At 65.1% G+C, this 16,285-nt stretch carries 15 protein-coding genes; 4 read left to right on the forward strand and 11 right to left on the reverse strand.

The features are described from left to right. Nucleotides 1-54 precede the first annotated feature (54 nt). Nucleotides 55-657 (forward strand): hypothetical protein, encoded by a 603-nt coding sequence (locus tag P6U25_RS30635; protein WP_407148474.1) that lies wholly within the window; start codon nt 55-57, stop codon nt 655-657. An 18-nt stretch (nt 658-675) separates the two neighbouring features. Here the strand turns inward: P6U25_RS30635 and P6U25_RS30640 are convergent, their stop codons facing one another. Further along, nucleotides 676-1,089, reverse strand: coding sequence for an META domain-containing protein (locus P6U25_RS30640; protein ID WP_407148475.1), 414 nt, complete (start codon nt 1,087-1,089; stop codon nt 676-678). 205 nt (nt 1,090-1,294) lie between these two features. Beyond that, nucleotides 1,295-2,968, reverse strand: coding sequence for an L-lactate permease (locus tag P6U25_RS30645; RefSeq protein ID WP_407148476.1), 1,674 nt, complete (start codon nt 2,966-2,968; stop codon nt 1,295-1,297). A gap of 308 nt (nt 2,969-3,276) precedes the next feature. Between P6U25_RS30645 and P6U25_RS30650 the strand changes: the two genes are divergently transcribed. Beyond that, nucleotides 3,277-5,022 carry an ABC transporter ATP-binding protein/permease gene (locus tag P6U25_RS30650; protein WP_407148477.1) on the forward strand — a complete coding sequence of 582 codons (1,746 nt, stop codon included), beginning with the start codon at nt 3,277-3,279 and terminating at the stop codon, nt 5,020-5,022. A 62-nt stretch (nt 5,023-5,084) separates the two neighbouring features. Here P6U25_RS30650 and P6U25_RS30655 read toward each other — a convergent pair whose 3' ends face one another. The 6 genes from P6U25_RS30655 to P6U25_RS30680 form a co-directional block, all read right to left on the reverse strand. Next, a complete protein-coding gene (locus tag P6U25_RS30655) occupies nt 5,085-6,074 on the reverse strand; it encodes a TorF family putative porin (RefSeq protein ID WP_407148478.1) in 990 nt (329 codons plus the stop codon). A 372-nt stretch (nt 6,075-6,446) separates the two neighbouring features. Further along, nucleotides 6,447-6,848, reverse strand: coding sequence for a histone (locus P6U25_RS30660; RefSeq protein ID WP_407148479.1), 402 nt, complete (start codon nt 6,846-6,848; stop codon nt 6,447-6,449). A 190-nt stretch (nt 6,849-7,038) separates the two neighbouring features. Beyond that, the gene (gene glcF, locus P6U25_RS30665) at nt 7,039-8,355 is read right to left on the reverse strand and encodes a glycolate oxidase subunit GlcF (protein WP_407148480.1); all 1,317 of its coding nucleotides are present in this window, start codon (nt 8,353-8,355) and stop codon (nt 7,039-7,041) included. Next, nucleotides 8,352-9,602, reverse strand: coding sequence for an FAD-binding protein (locus P6U25_RS30670; protein ID WP_407148481.1), 1,251 nt, complete (start codon nt 9,600-9,602; stop codon nt 8,352-8,354). Before P6U25_RS30670 ends, glcF begins: the two co-directional genes overlap by 4 nt. Nucleotides 9,603-9,635: 33 nt before the next feature. After that, complete coding sequence (locus tag P6U25_RS30675) at nt 9,636-10,325, reverse strand: ArsR/SmtB family transcription factor (RefSeq protein WP_407148482.1); 690 nt, start codon at nt 10,323-10,325, stop codon at nt 9,636-9,638. A gap of 78 nt (nt 10,326-10,403) precedes the next feature. Next, nucleotides 10,404-10,592, reverse strand: a complete 189-nt coding sequence (locus P6U25_RS30680; protein ID WP_407148483.1) for a hypothetical protein — start codon at nt 10,590-10,592, stop codon at nt 10,404-10,406. 58 nt (nt 10,593-10,650) lie between these two features. Between P6U25_RS30680 and P6U25_RS30685 the strand changes: the two genes are divergently transcribed. Next, on the forward strand, nt 10,651-10,989 hold the full coding sequence (locus tag P6U25_RS30685; protein WP_407148484.1) for a putative quinol monooxygenase: 339 nt from the start codon (nt 10,651-10,653) through the stop codon (nt 10,987-10,989). Nucleotides 10,990-11,035: 46 nt separating this feature from the next. Here P6U25_RS30685 and P6U25_RS30690 read toward each other — a convergent pair whose 3' ends face one another. After that, nucleotides 11,036-12,181 carry an acyltransferase family protein gene (locus tag P6U25_RS30690; RefSeq protein ID WP_407148485.1) on the reverse strand — a complete coding sequence of 382 codons (1,146 nt, stop codon included), beginning with the start codon at nt 12,179-12,181 and terminating at the stop codon, nt 11,036-11,038. Nucleotides 12,182-12,359: 178 nt separating this feature from the next. Next, entirely contained in the window at nt 12,360-13,853 is a 1,494-nt protein-coding gene (locus P6U25_RS30695; RefSeq protein ID WP_407148486.1) for an FAD-linked oxidase C-terminal domain-containing protein, read from the reverse strand. 232 nt (nt 13,854-14,085) lie between these two features. On the opposite strand from P6U25_RS30695, the gene cycA reads away from it, so the two are divergent. Further along, on the forward strand, nt 14,086-14,481 hold the full coding sequence (cycA, locus tag P6U25_RS30700) for a cytochrome c-550 CycA (protein ID WP_407148487.1): 396 nt from the start codon (nt 14,086-14,088) through the stop codon (nt 14,479-14,481). Between the two features lie 59 nt (nt 14,482-14,540). Here cycA and poxB read toward each other — a convergent pair whose 3' ends face one another. Then, the gene (gene poxB / locus P6U25_RS30705; RefSeq protein ID WP_407148488.1) at nt 14,541-16,277 is read right to left on the reverse strand and encodes a ubiquinone-dependent pyruvate dehydrogenase; all 1,737 of its coding nucleotides are present in this window, start codon (nt 16,275-16,277) and stop codon (nt 14,541-14,543) included. Nucleotides 16,278-16,285 lie beyond the last annotated feature (8 nt).

Here is a 16,285-nt window from a genome sequence, read left to right on the forward strand (position 1 = left end):
CGCGCGCCGAGTCCTCTTGGAAGCATCTGGCCAGCAGATCTGGCTGACGGTCGGTTGCCGGAGCGGTCCGCTGACCTGTGGGACGTCTCCGGCGAGAATCACGATGCCGCCGTGCTGCTGCGCGAGCCCATTCGCGATCGCATCCGCACCTTGACCGCGGCAGCGGTCGCACTGGCGGCGACTTTTGCACTCGGGTGGACTGGCGGCCTGAGCTGGCACCAGCTTGCAGGGACCTCCCACGTCGGCCCGACGGCCCAGCGGGACATTGCCGCGCCGCGTGCCGCCGAACTCAAGCCTCGAAGCGAAGGCCCCCGGCGATCCGCCGTGGCATCCGAGCCGTCGGTCACCGGCAGCATCCCCAAGACCAATGCACGCCTGCCGGCGCTTGCAGCGGCCACCACCCCCGTGAACACGCCGCCGGTGGCGCTGGCGATGAAGCAGCCGCTGGCGCCGGCGCCGGAAACGCGGCCGACCACCATTCCCGGATGGTCAGTGGTCGAGGTCCGTGACGGCACCGCGGTTCTCGAAGGGCCAGAAGGCGTGCGAATGGCCGCGCGCGGCGACATCATTGCCGGACTCGGGCGGGTCGACTCCATCGTGCGCTGGGGCAACCGCTGGATCGTCGCCACCGCAAGCGGATTGATCGCAACGCCGTAACCCGCCGACGTGGCGCCCTCAATTGGTGTTGATCTGGAAGCGCAGCGGCTTGCTGCCGATCAGCGTGACGAAGTCGCCCTGCCGTTGCCACGTCGTCGCTTCCTTGAGCGCTGCGAGCAAATCGCTGTCGGCCTGGGCCCGCTCCGGCGAGCAGGTGCGATTCTCCATCGCGCCGGGAACGAAGATGATGGTGTTGCCGGCGATCGAGAACTGGCCCTTGCCGCCATCGCACCAGAGCTCGAGCGACACTTCGCCGTTGTCGCCGACCTCGATCGAGGGAATTCGCTTCGAGCCCGGCATGCGCGCGGCGTCCAGCGTCATCACGAAGCCGAACGGAAATTCCTCCTGCGCCCTCGCCGGGATCGCGCTCAACACCGTGCTTGCCAGCACAAGCAGCGCAACGCCCCGCAACAATCGTCCGACTGAAATCATGCCATTCCCTGTCATCGTGCACTTATAGTGAGCCTTGTTCCGTCACGCCGGTTCCGACCGCGCCGTTCGGCCGACGTCATGGTCCGATGCGCGCCCTTGTATTGGACGCGCATGGGCTTGGCCAGCTTGCCCGCGATCGAAAATGCCCCGACACGCAAAACCCCGCGGGCCTTTGCCCGCGAGGTTTCGTGGTCAACGATGGCGCTTATTTCAGGACCAGCTCGGTGAAGGGATACACATAGGCCTGCAGGGTCACGAACAGGCCGACCAAGCAGGCCAGCACGATCGAGTGCAGGAAGACGTAGCGCAGGATCGAGCCTTCGTGGCCGTACCAGTTGGTCGCGGTGGAGGCGACCACGATCGATTGCGCGTCGATCATCTTGCCCATCACGCCGCCCGACGAGTTCGCCGCCGCCATCAACACCGGCGACAGGCCGAGTTGCTGGGACGTGATCTTCTGCAGATTGCCGAACAGGATGTTGGACGCGGTGTCCGATCCGGTCAGCGCCACGCCCAACCAGCCGAGCAGCGTGCCGAAGAAGGGATAGAGCACGCCGGTCGCCGCAAAGGCGAGGCCGAGGGTGGCGTCGACGCCGGAGAGCCGGGTCAGCGTGCCGATCGCCAGCATCGCCGAGATCGTGATCAACGAGATCGCGCACAGCCTGATCGTGCGGCCGTATTCCTTGACGAGACCGACCGGCGAGACGCCCATCAGAAGCCCGGAAATGACCCCGGCGATCAGCATGCCCGTGCCGGTGAACGACAGGTAGGTGAACGCGAAGACGGCGCTCTCGGGCGTCGGCTTCGCGGCCACCGGCGGCACCTTGTTGATCATGTTGTGCAGATCGGGAACGGCGTAGTTCCAGGTGAAGATGGAGTTCGCCCAGGTCTTGAACGCGCCGTTGCCCCAGATCAGCATCAGGATGCAGACGATGATCCACGGCAGCAGGGCGCTCCACAGTTCGCCCTGCGTCAGCGGCGTCTTGTCGAGCGGTTTCGTTGCCTTCATCGTCGCGGCCGATTCATCATGGCCGCGCAGCGCCGGCGACAGCCAGAGTTCGCGCGGCTGCCAGACCTTGAGGAACAGGATCAGCGAGCCCATCGAGATCAGCGAGGCGCCGATGTCGACGATCCAGGGATTGATGTAGTTCGAGATCACATATTGCGGGACCGCAAACGACACGCCGGTGACGAGGATGGCCGGCCACACCTGCATCATGCCGCGCCAGCCGGCGAACGCGCACACCACCCAGAACGGCACGATCAGCGAGAACAGCGGCAATTGGCGGCCGACCATCGCGCCGAGGATGTAGGGATCGAGTCCGGTCACCGAGGCGAGGCCCTGGATCGGCGTGCCGAGCGCGCCATAAGCAACCGGCGCGGTGTTGGCGATCAGCGACAGGCCGGAGGCCGCCAGCGGCGAGAAGCCGAGACCGATCAGCACCGCGCCGGTGATCGCGACCGGCGTGCCGAACCCCGAGGCGCCCTCGAAAAAGGCGCCGAAGGAGAACGCGATCAGCAGCAGTTGCAGGCGACGATCCTCGGTGACGCCGCCGATGGCGCGCTTGAGGAGCTCGAACTTCCCGCATCTCACGGTGACCTGATAGAGGAAGATGACGTTGAGCACGATCCAGCCGATCGGGAAGAAGCCCGAGACCACGCCGAGCAGCGAGGCGCGGATCGACATCCCGGCTGGCATCGTGAAGATGAAGATCGCGATCAGGTTGGTCACGATCACGGCGATGATGGCGGCGATGTGCGCCTTCACCCGGCCGCTGGCGATCAGAACCAGCAGCGTGACCACGGGAACAGCGGCCGCGATCGTCGACAGCGCCGCATTCCCCAGCGGATTGTAGATTTGATTCCAGGTGCCGTTCATCTCGGGATCCTCCCACCGTTCTTGTGCGCGCCGGTCTGCTCGAGGCAGGGAGCATTGGGCACAATCGCGGGAGGCCGTCTGAAATGCTCAAGCCCCGGCTCGCGAATGAACGATTGGTAAGGATCGCTCACATCCTCGCGAATAACTGAAGGTCCCCCGCCCCTCGCCGTTGTCAGGCATGCTAGAGTTGACTCCAACACCGGGACAAGCCAACGCTTGCATGCCAGTTCTACGACTTTCGTCTAGAAGCCTGCCGATTGTCCCGATTTTTCAAGCCGTTGCGGCCCATCTCCCGGAGACGATAATCTGTGAACAACATTCGCTCGACGCTCGCGTCCGTGTGGCGCATCGCTGCGCCCTATTTCAGTTCCGAGGACAAATGGGCCGGCCGGGTGCTTCTTGCCGCGGTCATCTCGATTGAGCTGCTGCTCGTCGCCAACGACGTGCTGGTCAACCAGTGGCGCAATCGGTTCTACAACGCGTTGCAGAACAAGGACTGGGACACCTTCAAGCGCGAGATGCTGGTGTTCTGCGCGCTGGCCACCGTCTCGGTGGTTCTCGGGGTCTACCAGCTCTATCTCAACCAGTGGCTCCAGATCCGCTGGCGGAACTGGATGACCGGCAAATATCTCCGCGAGTGGGTGCATGGCGCCAATCACTACCGCATGCAGCTCGCCGGCGATGCGGCCGACAACCCCGACCAGCGCATCACAGACGACGTCAAGCTGTTCGTCGCCCAGACGCTGGCGATCGGCGTCGGACTGCTGAGCTCGATCGTCTCGCTCGCCTCCTTCGTGGTGATCCTGTGGGGCCTGTCGGAAGTGCTGCCGCTGTTGCTGTTCGGCAGCGACGTCTCGTTTCCGGGCTACCTGGTCTGGGGCGCCGTGGTCTATGCCATCTTCGGCACACTGCTGACGCAGTGGATCGGCTCGCCGCTGGTCAATCTCGACTTCCACCAGCAGCGTCTGGAAGCGGATTTCCGCTTCAACCTGGTGCGGGTCCGCGAAAACTCCGAACAGATCGCACTGCTCAAGGGCGAGGGTGCCGAGCGTGAGCGACTGTCGGAACGGTTCGGCCGCGTGGTCTCCAACTGGTACGGCATCATGAGCCGGACCAAGCGGCTCACCGCCTTCACGCAAAGCTATGCACAGGCATCGGTGGTGTTCCCCTTCGCGCTGGCCGGCCCGGCCTATTTCGTCAGCAAGACGGTCCAGCTCGGCGCCTTGATCCAGATCGCCGAAGCTTTCGGCAAGGTGCAGGACGCGCTCTCGTTCTTCGTGTCGGCATATCGCACCATGGCCGAGTGGCGCGCGGTGGTTGCCCGTCTCGACGGCTTCGAGACCTCGATCGCGAGCGCCGAGAAGCTCGCCGCCGACCCCGCCTCGATTCACGCCAGGCCCGCCGCCGGCCGCGAGATCGCGCTACCGCAGCTCCTGGTCAAGCTGCCGAACGGCGCGCCGCTGGTTTCGGTCGATCATGTCAGCTTCCGTCCCGGCGAGCGCACGCTGGTCACCGGTCCGTCCGGCGCCGGCAAGTCGACGCTGTTCCGCGCGGTCGCCGGCATCTGGCCGTTCGGCAATGGCGCGATCGAGATTCCGCCCAATGCGACGCTGATGATGCTGCCGCAGCGCCCGTATCTGCCGATCGGATCGCTGCATGACGCGGTCGTCTATCCGGGCGAAGCTGCGCAGTTCGATGCGGCGCGGGTCCGCGACGTCCTCAGCGCGGTCGGACTGCCGCAGCTCGCCGCGCGCCTCAATGAGGAGGCGCACTGGAACCGGATGCTGTCGCTCGGCGAGCAGCAGCGGCTCGGCATCGCGCGGGCGCTGCTTCACGCACCGCAATTCCTGTTCCTCGACGAGGCGACGGCCTCGCTCGACGAGCCGTCGGAAGCCGCACTCTACAAGCTCATCGGCGAGAAGCTGCCGGCGACCACCGTCGTCTCGATCGGCCACCGCTCGACGCTGGACGCACTTCATCAGCGCAATATCGCGCTGGTGCGCGACGGCGACCGCTTCACGCTGCGCGAGGCCGTCAAGGTCGCGGTGTCATAGGCCGGCCGACGAGAAAGGCGGCGGATTGCTCCGCCGCCTGTTCGTCTCCGCGACGCAGAGATTTACTTCAGATTGGTCGCCGCCGTCAGGTCGACCGAGAGCTTGGCGATGCCCGCCGCGCCGCACCAGTTGGAGCCGACGCCCGACGGGTTGATCGGGGTCACGTTGGTCGTGCCGCCCGCGGTGAAGTCGCTGGTGAAGGCGTTGCAATTACCCTTCGAGAGGTCGGTGTCGGAATAACGCAGGTCGAGCGTGAACACCTTGTAGGTGAAGCCGATGCCGATATTCCAGGTGTTGTAATCGGCATATTTGATGCCGTTCGGAAACGCCGGGACGCCGTAGAAGCTGTCGGAGGTGCCAAGCCACTGCCGGCCGAACTCACCCGACACATACATGCCGACGCCGCTCGAGCCGAAGACGGTGCTGGGCGCGGTGTACTTGCCGATGATCGAGGAGTAGTTGCCCCAGGCGCCGGTGTTGAGGAAGTTCGGCGAGTAGTACTCGTTCAGGGTGAACGCCCAGTTGTCGTTGATGGTGTAGGTCACCTTGCCGTAGACTTCGAAGAAGCTGACGTCCCGCTTCATCACGTTGCCGTTGGCCAGAAAGTTGGTGGCGCACTCGGCGCTGAGCGGATTGCCGGCGAGGTCAACCGGGGCACCGAACTGGCAGGTGCCGCCCGGATACAGGTAACCCCAGACGCCGATGTCAAAGGCGAAAGCGCCGAAGGTCGGACGAATACCGCCGTAGACGTCGACCTCGGCCGCGGCGCGGTTGGCGAAGGAGATGCTCTCGCCGGACACGCCGACATAGAGCTGCAAGTCCTTGGTGACGTTGTAGCGCGGCTCGAAATAGGCAGAGACCGACGGATTGTGGTTGGACTGGGTGACGCCGCGGAAGATGTAGTCGCTCGAGAGCGAGCTGCCGAAGGCGACGTCCCAGGGATCGAACGGGGCCGGCGGCGGTGCCTTGACGGCCTTCACGGCCATATCTGCTGCCATAGCCGAGCTCGAAATCATTGCTAGCGCCGTTGCTAGCAAAGCCAATTTCTTCATGACGATCCCCATAATACTTTCCAAAACAGCCCAGCTCAGATGGCCCCCAGGGCGAGCGATAAGCGACTGCAACCAAATCGCGTGTGTTCAATCTGAAACGCGTGCTCATGCCGGAGAAGCAAAAAAGACATGCATGTGCCGCCTTTTTAGGCGTTCTGGCCACTCCAGCGAATCTTGCTCGACGCGTGTTGCATTTGCACCACAAGCCGAACCGCTCCCGCCTCGGTTGAGCGACCGATGCTGCAACGGGGATTACGGAATCCCAGGCTGGGAAAGCGCCGGATGCATCGGGCGACGGCATCGCGATCGCGGCATGAAAAGAGCCGCAGCGGCAAGACCGCTGCGGCTCTTCAATTCATTCGGCTGCGCGCTCTAGTGGTGCTCGCCTCCATCAGAGGTGCCGGCGACCCAGCCCGGCGCCGGCTCATGGCTCGGCGTGGCCCAGCTCGGGGCCGGCTGCGGTTCGGGTGTGGGGGCCGGCTGTGCAGCGGGCGGAGTCGGCTTCGGTGCGGCGGCTTTCTTCGGCGCGCTCTTCTTGGCGGCTTTCTTTGGCGCGGCCTTCTTGGAGGCGGCCTTCTTGGGCGCTGCCTTCTTGGCAGCGGCTCTCTTGGACGACTTCTTGGCGGCTTTCTTTGCCGACTTCTTCGCAGCCTTCTTGGCGGCCTTCTTCACCGACTTCCTGGCGGACTTCTTCGCAGTTTTCCGCTTCGCCGCTACCGCCTTCTTGGCCTTTTTGGCCTTTTTGCTTTTCTTCGCCTTCTTCGATTTCGCCATCGTGGTCCTCCTGTTGCCGCTGATGAGGAGCCGCCGCGCGCAGTGAAGTGGCCGCTTGCCGGGAACGGGACTGCGGCTGGCAAGAAGCACCAGCCCGTTCGCTTATCGGGCATGGTCCTGTCGGAGCGCCGGTCTTAACGCTGCGCCAACGCAGAGCTCCAGGTCCGGATCATGCTCGAGTGGCAGTCGATCAATTCAATCCTGGCCGGGGACCTCCTGTCGCCCAATCGAGAAGCTCAATCGTGTGCACCACAGGAACTGACGTACCGCCGGCAATCTGAACCATGCAGCCAATATTGCCCGCAGCGATCATGTCCGGTTTGACCATCGCAATATTGGCGACCTTGCGATCGCGCAATCTGCTCGCAATGTCGGGCTGGAGAATGTTGTAGGTCCCCGCCGAACCGCAACACAAATGGCTCTCAGGCACATCTTTCACCACGAATCCATTCTTGGAAAGCAATTCTTTCGGAAGTTGAGTGATTTTCTGTCCATGCTGCAGCGAACAGGCTGAGTGATAGGCGACGGTGACGTCGCCTTTTTGCGTCGAGGGCGTGAGCTCGATGCCGGCAAGATACTCGCTGATATCCTTTGCCAGCGCGGAGATTCGCGCGGCAGGCCCCGCGAACGCGCGATCCTCGCGCAGCAGATAGCCATAGTCCTTGATGACGGTGCCGCAGCCCGAGGTCGTGACCAGGATGGCGTCGAGCCCGCTCTGGTCCGCTTCCCTTTGCCACACCGTGATGTTGGCGCGCGCACGCGCCAGCGCATCCTCGTCCTGCCCCATGTGATGGGTGAGCGCGCCGCAGCATTGCTCGTCCTTGACCAGCACCACCTCGATGCCGTGCCGGGTCAGCACGTTGATCGCGGCCTGGTTGATTCGCGGCGCCAGCACCTGCTGGGCGCAGCCCTGCAACAGCGCCACCCGGCCACGCCGCCGGCCGACCGGCGCGAACACGGTTCCCGCTGATGGTCCCGGCTGCGGCAGGCCGTGCGGCGCCAGCTCCAGCATCGCCTTGATTCGCCGCAGCAGGCCTGGAGACGACGCGCCGACCGCCGGCGTCGGCAACAGGGCGGTCAAGGGCCGGACGAGCCCGGCCAGGATCATGCTGATGCGGAATGCTCCCGGCCGCGGCAGCACGAAGGCCAGCACCGACCGCAACAGCCGCTCGGCGAACGGTCGCCTATAGTCGCGCTCGATCCTGACGCGGGCCTGGTCGACGAGGTGCATGTAGTTCACCCCCGACGGGCAGGTGGTCATGCAGGCCAGACAGGACAGGCAGCGGTCGATATGCTTGACCACATCCGACGTCGGCGGCTTGTCCTTCTCCAGCATCTCCTTGATCAGGTAGATGCGGCCGCGCGGGCTATCGAGCTCATCGCCAAGCAGCACATAGGTCGGGCAGGTCGCGGTGCAGAAGCCGCAATGCACACAGGCACGCAGGATCTTGTCGGCTTCCTTGATGTCGGGGTCGGCGAGTTGCGTCAGCGAGAATTCGGTCTTCATGCGGCGCCACCTCGCCTCATTCGGCCGCGGTTGAGGATGGATTTCGGATCAAAGCTTTTGCGCACCCGTTCACCGAGCGCGGCAAGCCCCACCGCCTGCGGCTGGAAGACATCGATGGTGCGACGCACCTCCTCGGGGGCGCGAATCAAAGTGGCGTGTCCGCCGGCGGCCTCGACCCGGCCGCGCACCAGCGCGGCCTGGGCGTCGGGCTTCGCATCTTCGCTGGGCGGCACCGCGAGCCAGATCAGCCCGCCGCCCCAATCGTAGATCACCTCGCCGCCGCTATCCTGCGCCAGCGCCTGGCCAAGCGCGCCACCCGAGGCGGGCGGGCAAACGATGCGCCAGACCGGCCATGCCCCGCGCGCGCTATTCGCGGCAAACGGGGCCACGTCGCGCAAGCCGGCCCAGATCGCAAGCGAGGCGTCGTCTGCGAGTTGCTCGACCGTTCCGTAGGGAGATAAGGCCTGGCTCAGCGAGGTTGCCCGGTGCGCCGCCGACGCAGCGATACCCTCCAGGCGCACCAGCGTCACCGCCTGCCCGGAGGCGCCGAGCGCTGCGAGCGGCCGCGTTCCGGCCTGGACCACCTGAGACGGCAGGTGCGCCGCGCCCGAAACGTCGAACGGCGACCCCAGCGCCGCCGTCATTGCCTTGTTGGCGGTGACGTCGTCGAGCCCGCGGAGCACCAAAGTGCGCTCGCTTTCCGGCTTCGGCATCACCTTCAGCGTCACCTCGGTCATCACCGCAAGGGTGCCCCAGGACCCGGTGAGCAGCTTGCAGAGATCGTAGCCGGTGACGTTCTTCACCACCCGCCCCCCGGTCTTGAAACTGTCCCCGAACCCGGACACCGCATGCGCGCCGAGCAGATGGTCCCGCGCGCCGCCGGCCTTGATGCGGCGCGGACCCGCCAGCCCGGCGCCGATCATGCCGCCGATGGTGCCGGCCTCGGGCGTTCCGAGCAGCACCGATGGATCCATCGGCTCGAAGGCGAATTGCTGGTTCTTGGCGTCGATCAGCGATTGCACGTCGGCGAGCGGCGCGCCGGCCTGCACCGTGATGATCAGCTCGTTCGGTTCATAGGCGGTGACGGCGTTCAGCGCCGACAGATCGAGCACGGCATTGGTCGCCATCGGATGACCGATGGCGCGCTTCGAGCCATGACCGATGATCTCGAGCGGCTGCTCGCTGGCGACAGCCGCGCGCACCGCGTCTTCGACGTCTTTGGCGTCTCTTACTTTGAGCGTATCCACGGCGTTAGCGGGTAGCCAAATTTGGCTCCGAAATCAAATGCGCGCTCCGAACAGCGTCCTGAACGCCGCAAGCCCGGTGGTGGTAATCTCGACCGACCGGCCCTGCGGCCGACGGCGGATCCAGTCCCGCTGGAACGCCAGCTCGGCGAGCGCGGCCCCTGCCCGTCCGGCGAGATGCGGACGCCGCTCGCTCCAGTCGAGGCAGGGCCGGCACAGCACGCGCCGGCACCTGGGCTGCGACCGAAGCTCAATGCCGAGCCCGCCGAGAAAGGCCGTGCCCGCAGCGGTCAGTTCACCGGCCTCCCGATCCAGCTCGAGATAGCCCCGTTCCAGCATCGCCTCGGTGACGGCGACGCCAAGCTCGCCGGCAAGGTGATCGTAGCAGGTCCGGGCCCGGCGCATCTGTGCGTCGATCCGAGGCTGCGGCCGGGACGGACCGGGATCGATCGCGGCGACCGTCATCATCCCCTCGAGCACCTGCGCGACCAGCGGGGTGGCGAGCCGGTAGAGCCGGCGCGGACCGCGCCGCTCGACCTTGAGCAGCGCGCGCTCGACCAGCCTCGCCAGATGCCAGCTCGCGGTTTGCGGCGTGACGCCGGCGACCCGCGCCAGCTCGCTCGCGGTCTGCGCGCGCCCATCCATCAGCCGGGTCAGGATGCCGGCCCGCCCGCGATCGGCGACCAATGCGGCGAGATCGGCAAGCTCCGGTGCAATGGTCTGCATGGCAGGCTCCTCCGCTTGGCAACCACGATGCTTATCGCACCGCTGCCTACCATAACGTTTCGATTGTGATCGAACTGTTCACGACATCGACAATTCGATCGTTGCCGAACTGAATGCGCGCCCCGGTCGACTATCTCCAGCACTGCGGTTCGGCGCCGCAAGACAGTTGGAGACGATCATGAAGCGTTCGGAAATCGCAACCACCACGGCGAGGTTCTCCCGACGATCCGCCATCGGCGCGTTCGCGGCGACCATGGCGATCGCCAACATCTCGCCCTGGGCCGTTTCGCAAACTCGATCCGAGCAACCCAAAGGAGGAATGCAGATGAAGCACTATGCGATGAGCACCAGAACCATCAGCGATGCCATCAACACCGGCGGCCTGCTGGTCGTGGCGACGTGGGAAGCCAAACCCGGCGAGGCCGACAAGGTCGCCGCGATCCTCGACCAATTCCTGCCGGAGGCGCAGCGCGAGGACGGCGTCAAGCTGTTCCTGATCTCGCGGGCCAAGGACGATCCGGCGCAATTCCTGTTCTACGAATTGTTCCGCGACGAAGCCGCCTTCAAGGCGCACCAGGACAGCGCGCATTTCAAGACCTACATCGCCGGGCAAGCACTGCCGCTGCTCGCCAAGCGCGAGCGGATGCAATACGAGCTGCTGTGACCGGGGCCGCCGCGGGGAGGATGTAAGTCCTTCCCGCGGCTGCGGCTCAGAGTGATGCGCTGCTGTTGCCGAGCCTTGCTTGCAAGCTGGCCCGCTCGGGCGATCGGCCCCAGAAGCCGATGATCGACATCCGCGACAGCACCGCGGCCTCGAGCTGCTCGACCCGGCCTCGCAGCCCGAGCGCATGTTTCTCGACCAGATGCCAGGACGCGACGGCGACGCCGAAGGCAATCGGCAGGCTGATCGAAAGGTTCAGATACCAGTGCTGAACCGGCGCGCCGAACGTGGCGACGCATTGCTGGATGACGAAGCCATAGAGATAAAGCCCGTAGGAGTAATCGCCCGACGACACGATCCAGCTCCGCCGCGGGTTCATCAGGCCGAGATAGCACGCGACATAGGCGGCCGGTACGGGCGCCAGCGCGTCGCCGCGTCCGGTGGCCATGGCAGCGGCACACAGCACCAGCGCCAGGAGGCAGGCGGTCCGATTGAACGGCACCCTGTCGCGCCAGAGATAGAAGCCGACGCCGGCGAGGAAGCAGAACACCAGAAGGTACGGCCGAAGCTGGATCGGCACCTCGTCCCAGCGGTAGATGTCGTAACCGGCCAGGCCGATCTGGGCGATTACCAGGAAGACAAGGTACGCCACCCTGTTGAAGCAGATCGTGGACACCGCAAGCAACGCCAGGATGACGTAGCACCACAGTTCATACGGCACCGTCCAGAGCTGGGCATTCACCAGATCCGGCAGCGGATTGCGCAGGAATACGCCCGGCAGCTCGTAATGGATGTCGCCGACGATATTGAAGAAATAGGCGTGGAATTTCGGATCGGCGACGTATCGCGCCAGCGGCAGCTCGGTGAAGAGCGAACCGATGATGACGGCCGATAGCGTCGTCTCGACCGCGAGCGCCGGGGCGATCCGCAGCACGCGCAGGCCGAGGAAGGAAATCAGGCTCCTGCATCTCAGCAGGCTCGCGGTCACCAGGAAGCCGCTGAGGGCAAAGAACAGCGCCAGGATCATCGCGACGCCGATGCGCACCGTGCTCGAGATTTCCAGCGCCCGGCCAAGCCCAAGCGTCACGTTGAGGCTGTGCAGGCCGATGATCGACGCTGCCAGTGCAATCCGCATGTAGTCGAAACCTGCGGGCCGATTGCGCGAGAGAGCGAGCTGGTCAGCCAGGCTGAGCATGGGGCTGCGTTTCCGGGGACACCTCTGTCGTCCCGAAACTATCGAGCAATCAGCTAAGGTCGTGTAAACGCTGGATGTTGTCGGTCCGACTGCCCTGCGTGATCGACGCGACGCTTTTGCCGGCGCCGGTTAGCGTTAGCGACGGGCTAGCACAATCCATCGATTTGTATCGAACGCGCTAGAACCGCGGAATGTCCGGGAATGCCAGCTTGCCACCATGAACATGGACGCGCCCGAGTTCGGCGCAGCGATGCAAGGTGGGGAAGACCTTGCCGGGATTGAGCAGGCCTTCCGCGTCGAAGGCGCATTTCAGGCGTTGCTGCTGGTTGAGATCGATCTCGGAGAACATCTCGCCCATCAGATCGCGCTTCTCGATGCCGACGCCGTGCTCGCCGGTGAGCACGCCGCCGAGCTCGACGCAACAGCGCAGGATGTCGGCGCCGAACGCTTCCGCGCGCTCGATCTCGCCGGCCTTGTTGGCGTCGTAGAGGATCAGCGGATGCAGATTGCCGTCACCGGCGTGAAACACATTGGCGACGCCGAGCTGATACTTCTCCGAGAGCTCGCGGATCCGCGCCAGCGCCTTCGGCAGCGCGCCGCGCGGGATCGTACCGTCCATGCAGAGATAGTCCGGCGAGATGCGCCCGACCGCGGGGAACGCCGCCTTGCGGCCGGCCCAGAACAGATTGCGTTCGGCCTCGGAGGTCGAGATCTGGCAGGAGGTCGAGCCGCAGCCCTGCGCAATCGCCTCCACGCGCTTGATCAGTTCGTCGACCTCGATCGACGGACCGTCGAGCTCGATGATCAGGAGCGCCTCGACGTCGAGCGGGTAGCCGGCATGGACGAAGGCCTCCGCGGCGTGGATCGCCGGCTTGTCCATCATCTCCATGCCGCCCGGGATGATGCCGGCACCGATGATCCGCGCCACGCATTCGCCGGCCGCCTCGACCTCGGCGAAGCCGACCATCAGCGCACGCGCCGTCTCCGGCTTCTGCAGGATGCGCACCGTGATCTCTGTGATGACGCCGAGCAGCCCTTCCGAGCCTGTGATGATGCCCATCAGGTCGTAGCCGGAATTTTCCGCCGACTTGCCGCCGATGCGCAGGATCTCGCCGTTCATCAGCACGATCTCGCAGCCCAGCACGTTGTTGGTGGTCATGCCGTATTTCAGGCAATGCACGCCGCCGGAATTCTCGGCGACATTGCCGCCGATCGAGCAGGCGATCTGTGACGACGGATCTGGCGCGTAATAGAATCCGGCATGGGCGACTGCCTGGCTGATCGCGAGATTGGTGACGCCGGGCTCGGTGACGACCACGCGGTTGTCGAAATCGATTTCGCGGATGCGCTTGAACTTGCCCAAGCCCAGCAGCACGGCGTCGGCGAGCGGCAGCGCACCGCCGGACAGCGACGTGCCGGAGCCGCGCGGCACCACCTTGATGCCCTGCGCGTGACAATATTTGAGGACGCGCGCGACCTGCTCGGTGGTATCGGGCAACACCACGACCATGGGCGGCTGCCGGTAGGCGGTCAGCCCGTCCGATTCGTAGACCAGCATTTCGGCAGCGTTGTCGATCACGCCCTCGCCCGGGACGATTGCGCGCAGCGCCGCCACGATTTCACCGCGGCGATCGAGGGTGGCCTGGTCGGCGGCCGGCATCATGATGGACATCGAGATTCCTCCGGGCATCGCCCTTTGCCGATTTGTTACGACAAATCAAGCATGTCTGCACCTGTTTCGAAGGCCCGGCCGAAGGTCGGATTGCCTTCCCCCGCAATCGCGAGTTCTCTCTGGGACAAGCGGACGGTCAGGAAACCTGTCAAAGTTTCGTGGCTTGTCCGACATCAGGCGGCCATGCCACAAACGATTCACTAGCCCCCCGGGACGAAACGAAGAGCACCCCATGAAGATACTGACCTTGAGCGCGCTGGCGGTCGTCACATCGCTGGCTTTCGCATCCTCGGCGCTCGCGCAGGATGCCGCTGCTGGCAAGACCTCGTTCAATAAATGCTTGGCCTGCCACGCGATCGGCGAAGGCGCCAAGAACAAGGTCGGCCCCGAGCTCAACGGCCTGGACGGCCGTCATTCCGGCTCCGCGCCGGACTACAACTATTCGGACGCCAACAAGAATTCCGGCATCACCTGGAACAAGGAGCAGTTCCTCGAATACATCAAGGACCCGAAGGGCAAGATCCCCGGCACCAAGATGGCCTTCGCCGGCATCAAGAACGAGACCGAGGCCAACAACCTCTGGGCCTACATTTCGTCGTTCGACAAGGACGGCAAGCAGAAGAAATAATCGCCGCTATCGGTCGTGGTCCGCCCTGAGCAGTGCCAGGGCGGACGTCACCGCATCAATCAGCGCGGCAGCAGATTGGTCTTGGCCAGATCGACCACCTCGTCGCCGCGGCCGCTCATCACAGCGCGCAGCACCCACAGGCTGAAGCCCTTGACCTGCTCCAGCGTGATGGTTGGCGGCATCGACAATTCCTGCGTCGCGGTCACGACATCGAGCACTGCCGGACCATCGTGCGCCAGCATGTCGCGGATCGCCCCTTCGAGCTCGCCGGGATCCTGCACCCTGACACCGTGAATCCCCATGGCGCGGGCCATCGCCGCAAAATCGGGATTCTGCAGATCGACGCCGCTCTCGATGAAGCCGGCGGCCTTCATCTCCAGCGCCACGAAGCCGAGCACGCTGTTGTTGAAGATCACGACCTTCACCGGCAGCTTCATCTGCGTCAGCGTGATGAGGTCGCCCATCAGCATCGCGAAGCCGCCGTCGCCGGACATCGATATCACCTGCCGGCCGGGTTGCGCCGCCTGCGCGCCGATCGCCTGCGCCATCGCATTGGCCATCGAGCCATGCACCCAGGAGCCGATCAGGCGCCGGCGCCCGTTCATCTTGAGGTACCGCGCGGCCCAGATCGTCGGTGTGCCGACATCGGCGGTGAACACCGCGTCCTCGGCGGCCTGCTCGCTGAGCAGGCGCGCGAGATACTGCGGATGGATCGGGCTCGAGCCCGGCTTGCCACGAGCGAGATCGTCGAGCCCGGCGCGCGCGTCCTTGTAGTGCGCGAGGCAGGCGTCGAGATGCTTGCGGTCGGCCTTCACGTTGAGCTTCGGCAACAGCGCGGCGATGGTCTCGCCGACATCACCGACGATGCCGAGATCGAGCTTGCAGCGACGGCCGAGGTTTTCGGGGCGGATATCGACCTGTGCGATGTTGATGCCGGTCGGGAAGAACTGCTTGTAGGGAAAGTCGGTCCCCAGCATCAACAGCACGTCGCAGGCATGCATCGCAGCATAGCCCGAGGAGAAGCCGATGAAGCCGGTCATGCCGACATCATAGGGATTGTCGTATTCGACGTGATCCTTGCCGCCGAGCGCATGGACGATCGGGCTCTTGAGCGTCTCCGCGAGCTTCAGCAGGCCGTCACGCGCGCCGGCGCAGCCGCGTCCGCAGAACAGCGTGACGCGCCGCGCACCGTTGAGCAGATCGGCCAGCGCCTTCAGCTCGGCGTCGGCGGGCCGCACGATCGGCGCCGGCGGCAGCAGCCCGGCATTGGGCGAGACGTCGCGCTTCGGCGCGGAGCGCAACGCAACGTCGCCCGGCAACACCAGCACGGCGACGCCACGCTTGCCGACCGCGGCGCGGATCGCGTTTTCCAGCATGTAGGGAAGTTGGGCGGGATCGGACACCAATTCGCAATAGTGACTGCACTCGCGGAATAGATCCTGCGGATGGGTTTCCTGGAAATAGCCGCCGCCGATCTCGGCGGAGGGAATCTGCGCCGCCAGCGCCAGCACCGGCGTGCGGCTGCGATGCGCGTCGAACAGGCCGTTGATCAGATGCAGATTGCCCGGGCCGCACGATCCGGCGCAGACCGCGAGCGTGCCGGTGATCTGGGCCTCAGCCGCGGCCGCGAAAGCGGCCACTTCCTCATGCCGCACATGCAGCCACTCGACCGAGCCGCGCCGGCGCAGCGCCTCGGTCAGACCATTGAGGCTGTCGCCGACGATGCCGTAAACGCGCTTCACGCCGGCCTGGGCGAGTGTTTCGGCGATGAGGTCGGCAACATTGTCGATCCGCATGAGACGTG

The sequence above is a fragment of the Bradyrhizobium sp. ORS 86 genome (assembly GCF_045571475.1).
Classification (GTDB): Bacteria; Pseudomonadota; Alphaproteobacteria; order Rhizobiales; family Xanthobacteraceae; genus Bradyrhizobium.